Below are 20,748 nucleotides of genomic sequence, written 5' to 3' on the forward strand. Positions count from 1 at the left end.
TCTAAAATCAGAAATTCGGACTAAGCTCGTATTTGTTGTAAAACTGATCTAAAATATCAATCACTTCATCTTCATCATCTACAAGATGAATCAAATCTAAGTCAATTGCATTTACCGTTGCAAATTCAGTCACCATTACTGATTTAATCCAATCAATAAGCCCAGACCAAAAGTCTTTGCCTACTAAAATAATAGGAAATTTATCAATTTTATGGGTTTGAATCAAGGTGATTGCTTCAAACAATTCGTCCATTGTGCCAAAACCACCTGGCATAACAACAAAGCCTTGCGAATATTTAACAAACATCACTTTTCTGACAAAGAAATAATCAAACTCCAAATTTTTATCCTTATCAATATACGGATTGTCGTGTTGCTCAAAAGGCAGTTCAATATTTAAACCTACAGAAGTTCCGCCACCAAGATGAGCACCTTTGTTGGCGGCTTCCATAATGCCTGGTCCGCCACCAGAAATGATACCATAACCTTGTTCAACGATTTTATTGGCAACTTTTACCGCTAATTCGTAATATGGGTTGTCAGGTTTCATCCGTGATGAACCAAAAATAGATACACATGGACCAATTTCAGACATCCGTTCATAACCATAAACAAATTCGCTCATAATTTTAAACAATGCCCAACTATCGTTGGTTTTGATTTCGTTCCAGTTTTTAAAGTGTTTATTTACCATAACTTCATTATTCAAAAATGACTGCTAATTTAATTCTTTTTTGAGATACTTCGCCGTATAAGATTTTTTGTCTTTAATAATTTGCTCAGGCGTGCCTTTAGCAACGAGTTGTCCGCCAGCTTGTCCACCTTCATAACCGATGTCAAAAATATAGTCAGCCATTTTGATGACATCCATATTATGCTCTATAATCAATACCGTATTGCCTTTGTCCACCAGTTTATTTAAAACAGTCATCAACACCCGAATATCTTCAAAATGTAAGCCTGTTGTAGGTTCATCGAGAATATAAAACGTGCTTCCTGTAGCGATTTTAGACAATTCTGTTGCCAATTTGATACGTTGTGCTTCACCGCCTGATAGCGTGGTGCTTTGCTGACCTAAAGTGATATAACCTAAACCGACATCTTGTATAGTTTTGAGTTTACGGTAAATCTTAGGAATGGGTTCAAAAAACGCTGTGGCTTCGTCAATCGTCATTTGCAATACATCACTTATAGATTGACCTTTGTAGCGAATTTCTAAAGTTTCTCTGTTAAAACGCTTACCGTAACAAGTTTCGCATTCCACATAAACATCGGGTAAAAAGTTCATTTCAATAACTTTTAAACCTGCTCCACCACAAGTTTCACAACGACCACCTTTGACGTTAAAACTAAATCGACCAGGTTTATAACCTCTGATTTGAGCTTCTGGTGTTTTAGCAAATAAGTTTCTAATCTCGCTAAACACTCCCGTATAGGTTGCTGGATTTGAACGCGGTGTTCTGCCAATAGGTTTTTGATTGATATCGATAACTTTATCTAAATGTTTTAACCCACGTATGGTTTTATAAGGCAAAGGTTCTTTAACGCCATTAAAGTAATGAGCATTCAATACGGGATAAAGCGTTTCGTTAATCAATGATGATTTACCACTTCCTGAAACGCCAGTGACGACAATCATTTGTCCTAAAGGGATTTTGATACTGACATTTTTAAGATTATGACCCGTTGCACCAACCAAATGTAAATGTTTGCCGTTGCCTTTTCGACGTTTTTTAGGAACTTCAATTTCTTTAGTTCCATTGAGATATTGAGCTGTCTGTGTATTGTGTTTTAAAACTTGTTCTGGTGAACCTTGACTGATAATTTTGCCGCCGTTCTTTCCTGCAAAAGGACCGATATCTATAATGTGGTCTGCACTGAGCATCATATCTTTATCATGTTCTACCACAATAATAGAATTGCCAATATCTCTTAAATATTTTAAAGAATTAATGAGTTTTTCATTATCACGCTGATGCAAACCAATACTGGGTTCGTCCAAAATATATAAAACCCCAACCAACTGTGAACCAATTTGCGTTGCGATGCGAATGCGTTGTGCTTCTCCACCAGACAAAGTTTTTGACCCGCGATTAAGATTCAGATAAGTCAATCCTACGTCGATTAAAAACTGTAATCGGGTTTTGATTTCTTTGATGATTTCTTCCCCAATCTGAAGCTCAGACTTAGAAAGTTGTTTGGGTAATTTTTCAATAACTTTAAACAATTCTAAAATATCTTTGTTGACATAGTCAGAAATGTTTTGATTGTTGATTTTGAAATGTAATGCCATTTTCTTTAACCGACTGCCTTGGCAAGATGGACATAAAATGTGATCCATATATTTTTTTGCCCAACGGGTAAGAGATGTTGACGTTTGTTTAGCGTTGTAGGTGTTTTCAATAAAAGTAGCAACACCTTCAAAATCATAGCGATGCACAATATCCATTTTCATCGTCTCGTTGTAATGCTTAAAGTTTGCTTTGCCACCATATAAGATTACTTCAAGTGCTTCTTTTGGAATTTTGTTGATGGGATCAGATAACTTAAAATCAAAATGTAAAGCAATTTCTTTTAACTGCTTAAACACCCAATTGTTTTTAGCCTTACCGTGTGGCTCAATGCCACCTTTGTTGATAGACAAACTATCATCAGGGATAATTTTATCAGGATTAACCACATATTTTTTCCCTAAACCATTGCAATCAGGACAAGCTCCTTTTGGCGAATTAAAAGAAAAAGTGTTGGGTTCAGGTTTGGGATAAGCAATTCCAGTTGTTGGGCACATCAATTCGCGGCTAAAAAACACGGGTTGTTTTTCATCTTTCGCCAAAACCATCAAGGTATTTTGTCCCAACTTCATCGCTGTTTTGATGCTGTCTGATAATCGCTTTTTGACTGATAGTTTGTCTTCAACTTTTAATCGATCAACTACAATTTCAATATCGTGGGTTTTGTAACGGTCAACTTTCAGACCTTTGACAATGTCTTTGATTTCGCCGTCAATTCTAACTTTAAGATAACCTTGCTTTGCGATTTGTTCAAACAACTCTCGATAATGTCCTTTTCGAGACCGAATTTTGGGAGCTAAGATGTTAATTGCTTGGCCTTTGAAATCAGATAAAATTTTATTCAAAATCTGGTCATCGGTATAGCTGACCATTTTTTCGCCAGTTTTGTAACTATAGGCTGTGCCAACCCGAGCAAACAACAAACGCAAAAAATCATAAACTTCAGTAATGGTGCCAACCGTGCTTCGTGGACTACGACTCGTGGTTTTTTGTTCAATAGCAATAACTGGAGATAAACCGTCAATTTTATCGACATCTGGTCGTTCAAGATTACCTAAAAACTGACGGGCATAAGCCGAAAAAGTTTCAATATAACGGCGTTGACCTTCCGCATAAATCGTGTCAAAAGCCAAAGACGATTTGCCCGAACCCGATAAACCTGTGATGACAACAAGTTGGTTTCGAGGAATTTTTACATCAATATTTTTAAGGTTGTGAGTACGAGCACCCAAGACTTCAATGACTTCTTCAGCTTTCAATAGGTTTTTGTTTTAAACAATACAATTTGCAAATCTACTCAAAGCGATTTTAACTCAAAGCTGAGCAAAGTATAATTAATTAAAAAAAAATATTTTTAATTAGTGTTTTGAATAAATTGATTTCAAAGGCAACTTCAAAACTACATTAATGTCCAGTACTCCCAAACCCACCATCACCGCGAGAGGTTTCATCGAGTTGTTCAACCAGTTTAAACTCAGCTTGCTCAAACTTGGCAATGACCATTTGGGCGATACGCATGCCATTGGTGATTTCAAAATTGTCTTGAGAAAGATTGACAAGAATGACACCAATTTCACCACGATAATCTGCATCAATCGTACCTGGTGAATTTAAAACAGAGATGCCATGTTTTGCCGCTAATCCACTTCGTGGACGGATTTGTGCTTCGTAACCTTCTGGCAAAGCAATGTGCAAACCTGTTTTGATGATTGTGCGTTCTAAAGGTTTTAATATAACAGGAGTTTCGCAAACCGCTTTCAAATCTAAACCCGCTGAATCTTTAGTTTCGTATTGTGGTAAATCGTGATCGGACGTATTGATAATAGGAATAATCATAAATTATGTTTTTTTGATGTAATACAGTAATTCTCGTTTTTCAAAAGAGAAAGCTAAAATTAAATAGCTTAAAATAAATAAAATACCAATCCAAATTTGTGCTCTAAAAAAGTAAAAAGAAAGCATAGAAAAAGATATACCTAATAAGCTATAAATTGCCAAGCGTTTCAGTGGATAATTGATTTTATAATATTTTTGGCCAAAAGCATAAGACAACAACATCATACTGCCGTAGGCACAAAGTGTAGCAATGGCTGAAGCTTTAAAGCCATAAAGCGGTATAAAAATAATGTTGATGGCTAAAGTCACAACAGCACCAAAGCTCGAAATGATTGCACCAAATTTCGTGCGGTCTGTGATTTTATACCATACCGAAAGATTGTGATAAACACCCAAACACAAATTGGCTATGAGCAAAATTGGCACAACACCTAAAGCTTCATAAAACACATCATTTTGGATAATGAGTTTCAGATAATCGATAAAAACCACGACGAATAGTAAAATAAAAATCCCACAAATCACAAAATATTTTGTGACTAAAGCGTAGGCTTTTTTGGGGTTTTGAGTTTGTGAATGGCTAAAGAAAAAAGGCTCAATTCCCAGTCGATATGCCGTAGCAAAAAGCGTCATAAACATCGCTAATTTGTAACACGCAGCATAAACACCAACTTGTGATTTGGCAATGTTTTCTGGTAGCAAATAATTGAGTAATATTTTGTCTAAAGTTTCATTGATAGAAAACGCCAAGCCAGCCACCAAAACAGGCAAAGCATATTTCATCATACTTTTCCAAAGTTTGGCATCAAACTGATATTTCAGTTTAACAAAAAATGGAGATAACAGTAAAAACGTCAATCCGCTAGAAATAATAAACGAAATAAAAATATATTCAATTCTAAAATCAGCGACATAAATGGAGTTTAAAAATTGAACATCATTTTTCCAAGAAGGCAATTTTAAAAGAAAAAACACATTAAGACACAAATTAACAGCAACGTTGATGATTTTGATCACCGCGTAGCGAATAGATTTTTTATTGATACGCAAATAGGCAAACGGAATGACACAAATGGCATCAAAAAACAATACCCAAGTGATGAGTTTATAATGAAAAGGGTTGAGGTCTAAAACGTTGGAAATTTCACTATTAAAAATGATAGAAAAAATTAAAAACAACAGACTCGAAAAAATAATAGAAAGCGTCGCCGTGCTGATGACTTTGTCTTTGTGGTCTTGTTTGGTAAAAAACCTAAATACGGTAGTTTCCATCCCATAAGACAAAATCACATTAAAAAAAATAAGATATGAAAACACTATTGTGATAATGCCGTAATCTGAATCAGAAAAAAGTTTGGTATAAAGCGGCACCAACAAGAAACTCAGCATTCTAGGCAAAACCGTTGCTAAGCCATAGACAAAGGTGTGTTTAAAAAGTGTTTTAAATGGATTCAATCCCTGTGAAATTTTGGTAAAGGTAAAACATTAATATTTCAATGTAAAAATGTTAGAATTTGAAAATTTAAAAATCAAGGCGATTATAGATAAAAATAACTTGACTAACGTGAGTTCGATATAAATTTCAATAAAAAATATTCATATAAAATACAGATATTTAACCATTTGTCATGTTGACATAGCGAAGCATGAGCGACGAGACATCTCAGTAGGACGAGATTTCTCCTCATTCTTCGTTCGAAATGACAAAATTTGCTAACAAAAAGATGTAATTATCTGATTTATAGCTTTCAATAAATCGAACTTACGTTGACTAATTTTGATTTATGCGTTAATTAATCTTTAAAATTATTATATTGTCCAATAACAACTGTCAAAACTTATAATTGTAAATTCTATCTTACCTTTGTATAAATTAAGTCTTTAAATGAAATACTACATCATAGCCGGAGAAGCTTCTGGAGATTTGCACGCCTCTAATCTGATGAAAGCTTTACAACAAATCGATGCTCAAGCCAATTTTAGGTTTTGGGGTGGCGACTTGATGGCTAATGTTGGTGGCACTTTGGTAAAACACTATAAAGACTTAGCCTTTATGGGATTCGCCGAAGTCATAATGAATCTGAGAACGATTTTTAAAAATATTAAATATTGCAAGCAAGACATTCAAGAATTTCAACCCGATGTGATTGTATTTATTGATTATCCAGGATTTAATTTTCGCATAGCTAAATGGGCAAAACAACAAGGTTTTAAAACGCATTATTATATCTCACCTCAAATTTGGGCTTGGAAAGAAAACCGTATCAAAGCCATTAAACGCGATATTGATGAGATGTATGTGATATTGCCGTTTGAAAAAGAATTTTATGAGCAAAAACACGATTTTCCTGTGCATTTTGTCGGTCATCCACTTTTAGATGCTATTAAAGACTTTAAACCAAAAAGCGTATCAGAATTTATTAAAAATCACCACCTTTTAGATAAACCCATCATAGCACTTTTGCCTGGCAGTCGAAAGCAAGAAATCTCCAAAATGCTGAGTGTGATGTTGAGTGTAGTTGATGATTACCCAGAATATCAATTTGTCATTGCTGGCGCACCAGGGCAAGACGCTGAATTTTATGAACAGTTTAATGCCAAAAAACGTGTTTCTTATGTGCAGAACGAAACTTATAATTTGCTCAGCGTATCCACAGCTGCTTTGGTAACTTCTGGAACAGCGACTTTAGAAACGGCATTGTTTAAAGTGCCTGAAGTGGTTTGCTATAAAGGCAGTAGTATTTCTTATCAAATTGCAAAACGAATTATTAATCTAAATTATATTTCTTTGGTCAACCTTATTATGGACAAACCAGTAGTTAAAGAATTAATACAAGGTGAATTGAATGCTAAGAACTTAAAAAATGAATTACATCAAATTTTATATACCAACAAAAGAAAACAGATGTTTTTAGATTATTATGATTTAGAACTAAAACTCGGTGGAGCAGGAGCAAGCCAAAAAACGGCAGAGCTGATATTTAAAAAAATACAGTAAATTCGCAATTTATGACTGAAAGCATTCAATTGTCTAATGGAAAATCGGCTTATTTTGCTAGCGATAGCCATCTTGGTGCACCTAATCAAGTGAAAAGCAGAGTTCGTGAACGCAAATTGGTGAATTGGCTTGATGAAATTAAAAACGATGCTGAGGTTATTTTTCTCTTGGGTGATTTGTTTGACTTTTGGTTTGAATACAAAACGGTGGTTCCAAAAGGTTTTGTGAGAATTCTCGGAAAGCTCGCCGAAATTACAGATTCAGGTATTCCCATTCATTTTTTTGTTGGCAATCACGATTTGTGGATGAAAGATTATTTTCAAAAAGAGTTGAATATTCCTGTTTATCACAAACCACAAGTGTTTGAAATCAATGGTAAACAATTTTTTATCGGTCATGGCGATGGTTTAGGACCAAAAGATAAAGGCTACAAACGGATGAAAAAAGTGTTTACCAATCCGTTTTGCCAATGGCTCTTTAGATGGTTGCATCCTGATTTGGGCGTGAGATTAGCACAACATTTATCCCTGAAAAACAAACTGATTTCTGGCGAAGAAGACGCTAAATTTCTCGGTGAAGAGAACGAGTGGTTAGTGCAGTATGCCAAACAAAAACTGAAAGCTGAACATTATGATTATTTTATTTTTGGTCATCGGCATTTACCTTTAAATATTCAGCTTAAACAAAATAGTCAATACATCAATCTTGGCGATTGGATAAAGTATTACACCTATGGTCGATTTAATGGTGAGCAATTTCAATTGAACGCTTTTGGTAAGTCATTCCATTATTCAGATAAATAATTAAAACTCAAGAGTCTTTAAGATTTTTATTGTTTTCTTGGCATCTTTAGACTTAAACACAAAACTGCCAGCCACGAGAACATCAGCACCCGTTTGCACGAGTTGTTTGGCGTTTTTATCGGTAACACCGCCGTCAATTTCTATCAGTGTTTTAGCATTTTTAGACAAAATTAATTCTTTGAGCTCGGCTACTTTTTCGAAGGTGTTTTCAATAAAACTTTGTCCGCCAAACCCTGGATTGACACTCATCACACAAACCAAATCAATATCCTGTATGACATCTTTTAGTAAATTGACAGGCGTATGCGGATTAAGAGCTACGCCAGCTTGCATGCCATTAGCCTTGATGGCTTGCAATGTTCGGTGCAAATGCGTGCAAGCTTCGTAGTGAACGGTCAGTAAATTAGAGCCCAAATCCGCAAAATTTTTGATGTAGCGGTCAGGGTCAACTATCATCAAATGCACATCTATAAATTTGTTAGCGTGTTGGCTTATTGATTTTAAAACAGGCATGCCAAATGAAATATTAGGGACAAAGACGCCGTCCATAATATCAATATGAAACCAATCGGCTTCACTTTGGTTGACCATTTCAATATCACGCTGAAGGTTTGCAAAATCGGCAGCAAGAATAGATGGGGCTATTTTATGGGTTTTCATTATAAAAATATTTATGTACCTTAGCGTCTTAGCGAGATTTTTTTTACCGCAAAGTCGCAAAGGTCGCAGGGTTTATTTACTTAAATACATTTTTCTTCTCGTGTACAACTCGTAAAATTCATCATCTTTTAAACTATCAATAAATAAAATACTTTCACCAGTACTTTTCATTTCAGGACCAAGTTGTTTGTTGACTTCTGGAAACTTATTGAATGAAAATACAGGTTTTTTGATAGCATATCCATCCAAATGAGGCTTAAATTCAAAATCACTGAGTTTATTATGTCCTAACATCACTTTTGTGGCGTAATTGACGTAAGGCTCACCATAAGCTTTTGCAATAAAAGGCACTGTTCTTGATGCTCGTGGATTGGCTTCAATGATATAAACTTTATCGTCTTTGATGGCAAATTGAATATTGATTAAACCCACAGTTTCAAGAGCTAAAGCAATTTTTTTGGTGTGGTCTATTATTTGTTGCATGACTAAATCACCGAGATTAAATGGTGGTAAAACGGCGTTTGAATCTCCTGAGTGAATACCGCAAGGTTCAATATGTTCCATGATGCCAATAATATAAACATCTTTGCCATCACAAATGGCATCGGCTTCGGCTTCTATAGCACCATCGAGATAGTGGTCGAGTAGGAGTTTGTTATTAGGTATTTTTCTCAATAAATCAACAACGTGAGCTTCCAAATCCTCTTGGTTGATGACAATTTTCATCCCTTGACCACCAAGCACATAAGATGGTCTAACCAAAATAGGAAAGTCGAGTTGTTCAGCTAATTCTCTGGCTTCGTCGGCACTTTCGGCTACGCCAAATTCAGGATAAGGAATATTATTCTGCTGAAGTAATTTAGAAAAACTTCCGCGATCTTCGGCCAAATCTAAAGCTTCGTAGCTTGTGCCAAGAATTTTTATGCCATATCGGTTGAGTTTTTCAGCCAATTTTAAAGCGGTTTGTCCACCGAGTTGAACAATAACGCCTTCGGGATTTTCGTGCTGAATGATGTCATAGATGTGTTCCCAAAAAACCGGTTCAAAATAAAGTTTGTCAGCCGTATCAAAATCGGTTGAAACCGTTTCAGGATTACAGTTAATCATAATGGTTTCGTAGCCACATTCCGCAGCAGCAAGAACGCCGTGAACACAACAATAGTCAAATTCAATACCTTGACCAATGCGATTAGGACCTGAGCCGAGTACTACAATTTTCTTTTTATCGGTAACAATACTTTCATTTTCTGTAAATGTGTTTCCGTTTTTATCCGTAACTTCTGCTTCAAAAGTAGAATAGTAGTAAGGCGTTTGGGCTTCAAATTCAGCAGCACAGGTATCTACAAGTTTATAAACCCGATTGATGCCGAGTTCTTTTCGTTTTTTATGGACTTGACTTTCTAAGCAGCCTAACATATGGGCGATTTGCCTATCTGCAAATCCTTTTTGTTTGGCTTCAAGCAAGTATTCTTTGGTTATATTGTCGATGTTAAATTTTGAAATTTCAACTTCAAGATTGTAGAGTTCTTCATATTGTTTTAAGAACCACATATCTATTTTGGTAATCTCGTGAATGCGTTTCAATGGAATACCAGCTTGAACGGCATCATAAATCACAAATACACGATCCCAGCTGGGGTGAGTTAGTTTTTCTATGATGGTATCGTATTTTTTGTAGCCTTTACCATCGGCACCAAGTCCGTTGCGTTTGATTTCGAGTGATTGTGTAGCTTTATGTAAAGCCTCTTGAAAAGAACGCCCGATGCCCATGACTTCACCAACGGCTTTCATTTGTAAGCCGAGTTCGCGGTCAGAGCCTTCAAATTTGTCAAAATTCCATCTTGGGATTTTTACAATCACATAATCTAATGTGGGTTCAAAATAAGCAGAAGTGGTTTTAGTAATTTGGTTTTCAAGTTCATCGAGATGATAGCCAATAGCCAATTTTGAAGCAATTTTAGCAATTGGATAGCCTGTAGCTTTTGAAGCCAATGCTGAAGACCGAGACACTCTTGGGTTGATTTCTATGGCAACAATATCTTCTTTTTCATCTGGGCTTACTGCAAATTGCACATTACAGCCTCCAGAAAAATTACCAATGCTACGCATCATTTTGATAGCCAAATCTCGCATACGTTGGTATGTAGTATCACTCAATGTCATCGCTGGTGCAACGGTAATGGAGTCTCCAGTATGAATACCCATCGGATCCATATTTTCTATGCTACAAATAATAGCAACATTGTCGTTTCTATCTCTGAGCAATTCTAATTCGTATTCTTTCCAACCGATTAAAGCTTTGTCAATAATGACTTCGTGAATGGGTGAAGCTTCTAATCCGCGAGTGAGTGATTTTTCAAAATCTTTTTCGTCGTGAACAATTGATGCACCAAGACCACCCAGAGTGTAAGATGCCCGAATGACCAAAGGAAAACCAAATTCTTGAGCGACTTCTTTGCCTTTCAGAAAAGAAGTTACCGTTTTTGATGGTGCTACGCCAACATTGATATCTTGCATCAGTTTTCTAAACTGTTCACGATCTTCAGTGATATTGATGGCATTGATGTCAACGCCAATCATTTTCACATCAAAGTCATCCCAAATTCCTTTTTCATCTGCTTCAATACAAAGATTTAAAGCGGTTTGTCCACCCATTGTTGGCAACACGGCATCAATTTGGGGGTGTTTTTTAAGGATTTCAATGATTGACTTGGTAGTTAATGGCTTGAGATAAATATGATCGGCCATACTTGGATCTGTCATAATTGTTGCTGGATTAGAGTTGATAAGTATAGTTTCTATACCTTCTTCTCTAAGCGAACGCAGGGCTTGAGAGCCTGAATAGTCAAATTCACAAGCTTGACCAATGATAATTGGACCAGAGCCTACAATTAGAATGCTTTTTAAATCTTGGTTTTTTGGCATTGAATGGTATTTTTAATGGACTAAATTTAGATAAAAAAAAAGTGTTACCGTTAAGTAACACTTTCAAAATATTAAAATAGATATTGTCATTTTATTTTCTTCTCATACTGGTTTCTGATGAAACGCTTAATTTTTTGCGACCTTTAGCTCTTCTTCGTTTTAAAACCTTTCTGCCGTTAGCAGACGCCATACGCTCTCTAAAACCGTGTTTGTTTTTTCTTCTACGCTTTGAGGGTTGAAATGTTCTTTTCATCAGACTCTATGTTATAAGTTTGTATGCTTAATTTTTATCGGGTGCAAATATACAAAGTCTTTTTAATTTTACAACATTAATTTTTAAATCTTTTCCATAGGTTTTTCGTAACTTTGCAAATTCAAAATAACGGCTATGTTCAACAAAATTATTAAGCTTATTCTAGCAGTATTGGTTTTTGCCTATGCTATATATCAATTCATAGAAGGAAATATCGGTAACGGCATATTGCTTGTATTGCTCAGTGGTATTTTTGTGTTTTTATATTTCAAAAACGAACTTATATTGTTAGCGTTTTTAAGATTGAGAAAACAAGATTTTGAAGGCACTAAAAAATGGTTGGATAAAATAAAAAATCCTGAAACAGCTTTAACCCAAAAACAACAAGGTTACTACAATTATTTGCACGGTTTAATTTTGTCGCAAACCAATATGACCAAAGCCGAAAAATATTTTAGAACCGCTATTCGTCTCGGTTTATCTATGAAACACGATTTGGCTATGGCAAAACTCAACTTGGCTGGCATTGCGATGTCTAAACGCCGTAAACGTGAAGCTCAAATGCTCATTAAAGAAGCTAAATCTTTGGATAAACACAATATGCTTGGTGATCAAATCAAAATGATGAAACAGCAGATGAAGAAGTTTTAGCGAAGAGTTTATGAGTTTAAAGTTTTTTCAAATTGCCAAAGTATTTCGCGGTTTTCAATATAAGGCTAATAGTTGATGTGTTTTTAATCTATTGAGAGGTTTATTTCTAATTTTTTTTTTAACCTTTTAGACATTTAGATAATTAAGAATTTTTAGCTAATCTTTCCTTTATTTATAATGCTTAATAAAAATCAAACTATAAATTGATTTCTGTCAACTTTAATAAGATGTTAATATCTTAAAGTTTTAAGTTGTTTAACTTTGCAAGTCCAATACCATTTTATGCAAGATTTTTTTATCACACTTTTATATATCGTTATTGGATTTTGGATTCTTCGTTTAATTTTCAAATGGGCTTTTCCGTATTTACTGAAATATTTTGTTCAATATCTGGGTAAAAAGGCTCAAAAGCGTTATGAAAATCACAGTCAAAATCCTTTTGAAAAGCAACAAGATTATTCTAAGCATTCCAAAACATCTTCAAAACAAGACAAAGAAAAAGTAGGAGAATATATCGACTTTGAAGAAATTGATTAATTTGGCACATCAAATTTTTTTTAAATGAAAATTAACTGGAAAACTATTGGCATTCATTCAGGAGTTATCTTGGGTTTTGTTGTTGTTGCAGTGGCTTATTTTTATCCCGTTTTACAAGATAAAATCATTTACCAAAGTGACATCGTGCAATACATCGGTATGTCGGCAGATAGAAAAGCTCACATAGAAAAATACGATGAAGAACCGTATTGGATTGATAATGCTTTTGGCGGAATGCCGTCTTATCAAGTTGGGGCGAATTACCCACATCATTACATCAAATCTTTTGACCGATTTTTAAGGTTTTTACCACGACCAGCCGATTATTTGTTTTTGTATTTTATCGGGCTTTATATCTTGTTTTTGGTGTTGAGAGTCAAACCACTAATTGCTTTTTTTGGGGCATTGGTTTTTGGGTTTTCAACTTATCTCATCATTATTTTGGGCGTTGGTCATAATGCCAAAGCTCATGCCATTGCATATATGCCAGTTGTCATTGCAGGCGTGTTGTTGTGTTTACGGCATAAATATTTAAAAGGTTTTATTTTACTTTCTTTAGGTATGGCACTCGAAATTGCTGCTAACCACTTTCAAATGACTTATTATTTAACTCTGCTTTGTGTGGTGATTGGAATAGTATATTTGATTGAGGCTATTAAAAACAAAGCCTTACCGAAATTTGCTAAAGGCGTTGGTGTTGCTTTTGCAGCTGCTGTTTTAGGCTTAAGTCTAAATGCGACCAATTTGTTAGCCACGCAAGAATACACTCAATTTAGTACAAGAGGAGAAAGCACAGTAAGCATTTCAACTGATGGTCAACCAAAATCTAAACAATCCGCTTTAGAATACGAATATATCACCGAATACAGTTACGGCATTGCTGAAAGTTTAAATTTATTTATACCTAGGTTTAAAGGTGATTTTGAGAGAAAACAATTTTCAACTGATTCTCATGCCTACAAAGAATTATTAAAAATTGGAGCGACTCACTCTGAATCTTTGAGTTTTCTTAATCAACAGGTAATCACTTACTGGGGAAAACAACCCATTGTAGCAGCCCCGGCGTATATTGGTGCTGGCGTTTTAGTCTTGTTTATATTAGCTTTATTTCTTATAAGAAGCAAGTTCAAAACCTGGATTGTAGTGGGTTCAATTTTAGCTTTGCTCTTGTCTTGGGGCGATAACTTTTCGGTTTTAACAAAATTATTTATCAATTATGTGCCTTTGTATGACAAATTTAGAGCGGTATCTTCTATCCAAGTTTTAATTGAATTGTGTGTGCCGTTGATGGCTTTTGTGGGTTTGGCTTATTTTTTCAGTGATAAAACCTCAAAAGTTGAAAAGAAAAAAGCTTTAAAAATGAGTGCCATAATCTGTGGTGGCTTGTTAGTTTTTTTAATGTTATTTAAAGAATCTTTGTTTGACTTTTCTGGTTTTATGGATAATAATTTCAGAAAACAATTAGGAGAAAACTTTGTAAGAGCCTTAAAACTTGACCGACAAGCGGTGTTTATGGCTGATGCTTGGCGTTCACTTTTTATTGTAGCTTTAGTTTTAGGAGTGTTATGGTTATGGTTTTTGCAAAAGCTCAAAATGCAATGGGCAACTTTAATTATTGGTTTGGTTTGTGTTTTAGATTTAGTTTTGGTAGATCAACGTTATGTTAATGAAGATGACTTTGTTTCTCAAGCAGAAATGAAAAAACCTTTTCAAGCCAATTCGGCTGACCGAGAAATTTTAAAAGATAAAACCCATTTTCGAGTGTTAGACCTAAGTGTTAATCCGTTTAATTCTGCTCGAGCCTCTTATTTTCACAAATCGCTTGGTGGTTATCACGCTGCTAAACCACAACGCATTCAGGATATTTTTGATTTTCATATTGCACAAGGCAATCGAGAAGTTTTGAATATGTTTAATGTGAAATACAATATCATCCAAAATCAAGGTGAAATTATGGCTCAGCCTAATCCTGAAGCCAATGGCAATGCTTGGTTTGTAGATTCTCTAAATATTGTAAAAGATGACAACCAAGCCATCTTAGCTTTAAGCAATATCAACACAAAACGCGTTGCAATTATTAAAGAAATTTATACAAATCAACTTGGTCAACAACAATTTGAAAAAGATTCACTTTCAAAAATTGAACTTATAGACTACAAAATGAATCATTTGGTTTATGAAAGTCAATCAAGTTACGACGCTTTTGCAGTCTTTTCTGAAATGTATTATCCTAAAGGTTGGCAAGCTTATCTTGACGGCAAACCAGTAAATCACGTTCAGGTTGATTATACTTTAAGAGGTTTAGTGATTCCAAAAGGCAAACATCAAATCGAGTTTAAATTTGAGCCACAGGTCATAAAAACAGGAAGTCGCATCAGCTTAGCTGGACACGTTTTGTTTTTAGTTTTACTATTATTTGGTGCGTTTAAGTATGTTAAACAAACTTCAACCGAAGTCAAAAATGACTAAAGCACCCAAAAAAGTATTGATTGTTTTGTACTACTGGCCACCAGCTGGCGGTCCAGGTGTTCAGCGTTGGTTGAAATTTGTGAAATATCTAAAAGATTTCAATATTCAGCCTACAGTTTTTGTGCCTAAACATCCGCATTATCCTATCGTTGATAAGAGTTTAGAAATGGAAATTCCAAATCACGTTGAAGTTATCAAATCTTCAATTATTGAACCTTATACTTTGGCACAATTATTTTCTAAAAAAGACACCCAATCTTTAAGTAAAGGCATCATCAAAGCCTCTAAAAATCAAAATTTTATACAAAAAGCATTGCTCTATATTCGTGGAAATTACTTTATTCCAGATGCCAGAATGTTGTGGATAAAACCTTCTGTAAAAAGAATTTCTAAACTTTTAGATCAAGCCAATTTTGACGCTATCATTACTACTGGTCCGCCACATAGCTTGCATCGTATAGGTTTTTGTTTAAAAATGAAATACCCCAATCTGCCTTGGATAGCCGATTTTAGAGATCCTTGGGTTAATATTGGTTATCACAAAGATTTAAAACTAACACCATCTTCAGTTGAAAAGCATCAGCAGATGGAAAATGAGGTTTTAGCTTCAGCCGACCACATCACAGTGACGAGTCCGACCACCCAAAAAGAGTTTCAAAAAAAAACTGAAAAACCTGTGAGTTTGATTACCAATGGTTTTGACGATACTGATATTGTTACTGAACTTGATGAGCATTTCAGTTTAGCACATATTGGCACCTTGATGAGTGAGCGCAATCCTGAGAATTTATGGCAAGTTTTAGTTGAGTTGATAGAAGAAGATGAGCATTTTAAAAACAATTTAGAACTCAAATTTATCGGACAAATCAGTCAAAACATTATCGACAGTCTAAAAAGTTTTGACTTGCAAAAACATTCTACGTTTTTAGGCTATTTGCCCCATAAAGATGCTCAACAACAAATGTTTAGTGCACAAGTTTTATTATTGATAGAAAAAGATATGACCCAAACTCAAGGTATCATTCCAGGTAAGTTTTTTGAATATTTACAAGCGAGACGACCCATTTTAGGGATTGGTCCACAAAATTGGGATGTTGCGGAATTAATCAACAAGCATAATGCTGGTTCAGCTTTTAATTATCATGAAAAAGATGAGCTTAAAGTTCAAATCAAAACCTATTTTAAAGCTTTTATGAAAGGAAAACTCGAGGTCAAATCAAAAGATATCGAAGTTTATCACCGAAAAGCTTTAACTGAGAAATTGGTTGAGATTATCAATTAGCTTTTCCCTTAGCGTCTCTGCGAGAGAATTTTTACCCATCAAAAGATTTCAAAATCTCTTGATTTATCTCATGTGTTCCATCAAAGGTTTTGACTTTACATCGATTTCCAAATAGGTTTTCGGCTTTTTGAACTTCTTGTTTTGCTCTATCTTTTGTGATATAGGGATCAGATTTACCATAAATTAAATAAGGTTTAAACCTTAAATCTTTAAAATTTTCAGCTTTTAATTCTACAGGAATTCCACCCGAATGCATCAACAATTTTTCACAGTTTATCTTTGATTGAGCAACCCAACGCATAGCTACAGAAACACCTTGTGAGTAACCCAAAACGATAAGTTTTTTATCAGAAAAAGGCTGGATTTCCTTTTGGTAAATAGCATCAAAATAAGCTTTGATGTTTTGCATTTCAAGCTGAGTTTCTTCACGGGTGAGCCAAGATGCTCCAATGCGTTTAAAACTTTGGTCTTGATAATATTTAGATGGAGCTTGGGGTGCGATGATGTAGTTTTTTTCAGGATTTAATATCGAAAAATATTTTATAAAATATCGACTCAAATAACCTAAACCGTGACAAACCAACCAAATGTTTTCAGTTTTATCCGTCAATAGATTTAAAGTTGAGTATGTTTTTGTAGTCGAGTATGAAATTCTATGTTCAGGCATTTTTTTTGTTTATTTTTACAACAGTTTCAAATTTACATAAAATCCATAAATCTATGACAAATCAAGAGATGCTTGACCGCTATAATGCTTTGAGCAAAAATACATTGATGGAAACACTTTCAATAGAATATACAGAAATTGGCAAAGATTATCTTGTTGCCAAAATGCCTGTAAACTCAAGTGTTCATCAACCCGACGGCGTTTTGCATGGTGGTGCTATGGTAGCTTTGGCCGAAAGTGTTGGAAGTGTTGCATCTATTATGTTTTTAGATCCATCTAAATTCATTATCAGAGGTATCGAAATTTCGGCCAATCACGTGAGAAGTGTGAAATCTGGTTTTGTTTACGCTACGGCTAAGCCTTTACATTTTGGGAAAACCACTCAGGTTTGGGACATCAAAATCACTGATGATGACAACCGATTAGTTTCTGCTGTAAAACTTACTACTATAGCTTTACCAAAGTCAAAATAAATGATTCAAACCGATTTCTTTCAACAACTTAAAACTCATTATTCACACCAATTGCCTTTTGTATGTTATGCTCAAAATCATCAGCTTAAAGCTTATTTGCAAAGCAATAATAACCTAAATACCATAGATAATTTTAACGTACCAGGATTTGTATTTTGTCCATTTTCTGATGCAAACGCTAAAGTCATTTTTCCTGAAAATCAATCCAAAATTTTAAATTCTCAGTTGAATGATAAGGATTTTGAATCCTCAAAAACCAATTACGCAACGTCTGAAACGGAAAAGCAAACTCATATCAATTTGGTTTCAAAAGCCATTGAAACCATTAAAAACACAGACATTCAAAAAATAGTTTGTTCTCGTAAAGTTACTATCAAAAAAACAATTGATCCTTTAAGAACGCTTAAAAAATTAGCTTCAAAATATCCCAAAGCCTTTAGCTATTGCTGGTATCATCCTAAAGTGGGTTTATGGCTTGGGGCAACGCCTGAACGTTTTTTGTATCTCGAAAGAAATATTCTTCAAACCGTAGCTCTTGCAGGAACGATTAATGCTGATGAACAAGCTGAACCACAATGGACAAAAAAAGAAAAGGAAGAACAACAAATGGTGGTTGATTTTATTGTTTCTGCTTTAAAAAATCACTCGGATAAGCTTGATGTTCAGAACGCTCAAAGCGTTAGGGCGGGAAATTTGTGGCATTTAAAATCTAATATTAAAGCCCAAATTGAACCTAAAGATTTGTTTAAAATCATTCAGGATTTACATCCCACATCAGCCGTTTGCGGTTTGCCAAAAGATAAAGCCAAAACGTTTATTGAAGCACACGAGACTTATCAACGCGGTTATTATTCTGGATTTTTGGGACCAATGCATTTTAAACAAGCTATAAGTCGATCCAAAACTCAAAAAAATCAAGAGCAACAAGCTATACAGAGCATCAAACGCATTTCTGATTTGTATGTTAACCTGAGATGTATGCAAGTATTTGAAGATTATATAGAATTATACGTCGGCGGTGGTATTACCAAAGACAGTCAACCCGAAGCTGAATATTTAGAAACTTTGGCTAAATCTCAAACCTTGTTAAATGTGCTTTAATAAAATTACCTTCTAAAAAGTTAATGAATTTAGAATTGTAAATTTGCACAAAACTTTAAGGATTGAAACACAATATATCATCTATTCCATTAGCTCAAACTATTGTAGAATTATGCCGTAAAGCCCATATAAAACACGTTGTAATTTCACCAGGTTCACGCAATGCACCTTTGACCATTAGTTTTGCTACTCATCCATTTTTTAAAACTTATAGCATTGTCGATGAGCGTTGTGCAGCTTTTTTTGCAATGGGCATGGCTCAACAACTTCAAGAACCAACAGCTTTGGTTTGCACTTCAGGTTCGGCGATGTTGAATTATTTTCCTGCTGTTGCTGAAGCATTTTATAGTCAAATTCCATTAGTGGTAATTTCAGCAGACAGACCTGAACACTTGATAGATATTGGTGATGGACAAACCATTAGGCAGCCTTATGTTTACACCAATCACGTAGCTTACGAAGCCAATTTAAAAAGCGATAACCGCAATGAAGACAATACGTTGATACAAGATTATAATTCTAATCAAATTTATAAAGCTTTGCAAACTTGCTATCAACAGCATTTGCCTGTGCATATCAATGCACCATTTGATGAACCTCTTTATGATAAAGTTGAAACTTTAAGTGTTGATTTAAACGTTTTTGAATTTGATAAGACAAATTTTTTAAATCAAATACAGCAAAATGATATTGAAAGTTTTGTTACAAATTGGAATCGAGCACAGCGAAAATTAATTATAATAGGCGTCAATCATCCTGATGATATCAAAATTGAAGATATAGAGTTTTTGACCAAAGATGATTCGGTGATTGTGATGACAGAAACCACTTCTAATCTTAATCATAAAACCTTTTTTTACAGCATTGATAGTATAATTTCACCTTTGGAATTGGACGAGCAAAAAGAGATTTTATTTGAAAAATTGCAACCTGATGTATTGTTGACCTTAGGCGGAATGATAGTGTCTAAAAAACTTAAAGCTTTTTTGAGGCGTTTTAAACCAAAATTTCACTATCATCTTCATCCATATCGTGCATTTGATACGTTTTTTTCAGATGTTATTCATTTGCCCTATCAAGTTAGTGATTTTTTGAAAACGATTCAGCCTAAAATAAATACACAATCTTCAGACTATTTTTCGTTTTGGAATTCGATTAAGCAATCTCGAGAAATTCAATCTGAAAATTATATCAATAACATTCCTTTTTCTGATTTTTGGTGTTACAATCACATCTTCAAAAGTTTACCCAAAGATATTTTGCTCCATCTTGGCAATAGCTCGTGTGTGCGATATTCCAATTTTTTTGATTTAGATACACAAACACAGGTGTTTTGCAACCGTGGTACGAGTGGCATTGATGGTTCATTATCAACTGCAATTGGGTCAAGTGTGGTTCAAAATAAACCAGCGTATTTAATTTGTGGAGATTTGAGTTTTTTATATGATTCTAATGGGTTGTGGAATAATTATTTACCTTCAGATTTTAAAATTATCGTTATCAACAATCAAGGTGGCGGCATTTTTAGAATTTTACCAGGCGATAAACACGATGATTATTTTCATACCTATTTTGAAACGCAACATCAACATACGGCAGAACATTTAGCAAAAATGTATGAGTTTAAATATTTAAAAGTTGAAAACAAAGAAAGTTTAGAACAAGCTTTGCCAGAATTTATTGAGAACAAACACAAATCGATTTTAGAAATATTCACACCTACAGAATTGAATGATAGGGTGTTGTTGGAGTATTTTAAGGTTTTAAAAACCAGTAATTCAACTGAATAAATCCCCGTAAAT

The 20,748-nt window shown here is 34.5% G+C and carries 17 protein-coding genes; 9 read left to right on the forward strand and 8 right to left on the reverse strand.

The features are described from left to right. Positions 1-7: 7 nt before the first annotated feature. The 4 genes from ACSSV5_RS01915 to ACSSV5_RS01930 form a co-directional block, all read right to left on the reverse strand. Positions 8-694, reverse strand: coding sequence for an LOG family protein (locus ACSSV5_RS01915; RefSeq protein WP_211065546.1), 687 nt, complete (start codon positions 692-694; stop codon positions 8-10). A 24-nt stretch (positions 695-718) separates the two neighbouring features. After that, positions 719-3,550 (reverse strand): excinuclease ABC subunit UvrA, encoded by a 2,832-nt coding sequence (gene uvrA / locus ACSSV5_RS01920; RefSeq protein ID WP_454244539.1) that lies wholly within the window; start codon positions 3,548-3,550, stop codon positions 719-721. A 145-nt stretch (positions 3,551-3,695) separates the two neighbouring features. Continuing rightward, the gene (gene dut / locus ACSSV5_RS01925) at positions 3,696-4,127 is read right to left on the reverse strand and encodes a dUTP diphosphatase (protein WP_454244540.1); all 432 of its coding nucleotides are present in this window, start codon (positions 4,125-4,127) and stop codon (positions 3,696-3,698) included. Positions 4,128-4,130: 3 nt separating this feature from the next. After that, entirely contained in the window at positions 4,131-5,582 is a 1,452-nt protein-coding gene (locus tag ACSSV5_RS01930; RefSeq protein ID WP_454244541.1) for a lipopolysaccharide biosynthesis protein, read from the reverse strand. A 430-nt stretch (positions 5,583-6,012) separates the two neighbouring features. Between ACSSV5_RS01930 and lpxB the strand changes: the two genes are divergently transcribed. Both lpxB and ACSSV5_RS01940 read left to right on the forward strand, forming a co-directional pair. Further along, the gene (gene lpxB / locus ACSSV5_RS01935; RefSeq protein ID WP_454244542.1) at positions 6,013-7,125 is read left to right on the forward strand and encodes a lipid-A-disaccharide synthase; all 1,113 of its coding nucleotides are present in this window, start codon (positions 6,013-6,015) and stop codon (positions 7,123-7,125) included. An 11-nt stretch (positions 7,126-7,136) separates the two neighbouring features. Next, a complete protein-coding gene (locus ACSSV5_RS01940) occupies positions 7,137-7,928 on the forward strand; it encodes a UDP-2,3-diacylglucosamine diphosphatase (RefSeq protein WP_454244543.1) in 792 nt (263 codons plus the stop codon). Here the strand turns inward: ACSSV5_RS01940 and rpe are convergent, their stop codons facing one another. From rpe to rpmH, 3 genes are all read right to left on the reverse strand, one after another. After that, positions 7,929-8,588, reverse strand: a complete 660-nt coding sequence (gene rpe / locus ACSSV5_RS01945; protein WP_454244544.1) for a ribulose-phosphate 3-epimerase — start codon at positions 8,586-8,588, stop codon at positions 7,929-7,931. It lies immediately after the preceding gene. 72 nt (positions 8,589-8,660) lie between these two features. After that, entirely contained in the window at positions 8,661-11,513 is a 2,853-nt protein-coding gene (gene carB, locus ACSSV5_RS01950) for a carbamoyl-phosphate synthase large subunit (RefSeq protein WP_454244545.1), read from the reverse strand. Between the two features lie 91 nt (positions 11,514-11,604). Then, a complete protein-coding gene (gene rpmH, locus ACSSV5_RS01955; RefSeq protein WP_211065553.1) occupies positions 11,605-11,766 on the reverse strand; it encodes a 50S ribosomal protein L34 in 162 nt (53 codons plus the stop codon). A gap of 135 nt (positions 11,767-11,901) precedes the next feature. Here rpmH and ACSSV5_RS01960 point away from each other — a divergent pair, with 135 nt between their 5' ends. The 4 genes from ACSSV5_RS01960 (at position 11,902) to ACSSV5_RS01975 (ending at position 16,705) form a co-directional block, all read left to right on the forward strand. Next, a complete protein-coding gene (locus ACSSV5_RS01960) occupies positions 11,902-12,417 on the forward strand; it encodes a DUF2892 domain-containing protein (protein ID WP_211065554.1) in 516 nt (171 codons plus the stop codon). Between the two features lie 282 nt (positions 12,418-12,699). Beyond that, positions 12,700-12,954: a hypothetical protein gene (locus tag ACSSV5_RS01965; protein ID WP_454244546.1), complete on the forward strand. Its 255-nt coding sequence runs from the start codon at positions 12,700-12,702 to the stop codon at positions 12,952-12,954. A 24-nt stretch (positions 12,955-12,978) separates the two neighbouring features. Continuing rightward, on the forward strand, positions 12,979-15,423 hold the full coding sequence (locus tag ACSSV5_RS01970) for a YfhO family protein (protein WP_454244547.1): 2,445 nt from the start codon (positions 12,979-12,981) through the stop codon (positions 15,421-15,423). Beyond that, a complete protein-coding gene (locus ACSSV5_RS01975; protein ID WP_454244548.1) occupies positions 15,386-16,705 on the forward strand; it encodes a glycosyltransferase family 4 protein in 1,320 nt (439 codons plus the stop codon). The genes ACSSV5_RS01970 and ACSSV5_RS01975 overlap by 38 nt, the downstream gene beginning before the upstream one ends. Before the next feature lie 31 nt (positions 16,706-16,736). Here ACSSV5_RS01975 and ACSSV5_RS01980 read toward each other — a convergent pair whose 3' ends face one another. Further along, entirely contained in the window at positions 16,737-17,372 is a 636-nt protein-coding gene (locus ACSSV5_RS01980; protein ID WP_454244549.1) for an alpha/beta hydrolase, read from the reverse strand. 53 nt (positions 17,373-17,425) lie between these two features. Between ACSSV5_RS01980 and ACSSV5_RS01985 the strand changes: the two genes are divergently transcribed. From ACSSV5_RS01985 to menD, 3 genes are all read left to right on the forward strand, one after another. After that, positions 17,426-17,845 (forward strand): PaaI family thioesterase, encoded by a 420-nt coding sequence (locus ACSSV5_RS01985; protein WP_454244550.1) that lies wholly within the window; start codon positions 17,426-17,428, stop codon positions 17,843-17,845. Then, the gene (locus tag ACSSV5_RS01990; protein WP_211065559.1) at positions 17,846-18,946 is read left to right on the forward strand and encodes a chorismate-binding protein; all 1,101 of its coding nucleotides are present in this window, start codon (positions 17,846-17,848) and stop codon (positions 18,944-18,946) included. Positions 18,947-19,008: 62 nt separating this feature from the next. Next, complete coding sequence (gene menD, locus ACSSV5_RS01995) at positions 19,009-20,736, forward strand: 2-succinyl-5-enolpyruvyl-6-hydroxy-3-cyclohexene-1-carboxylic-acid synthase (protein ID WP_454244551.1); 1,728 nt, start codon at positions 19,009-19,011, stop codon at positions 20,734-20,736. Positions 20,737-20,748 lie beyond the last annotated feature (12 nt).

It is taken from the genome of Psychroflexus sp. MBR-150, assembly GCF_053628795.1.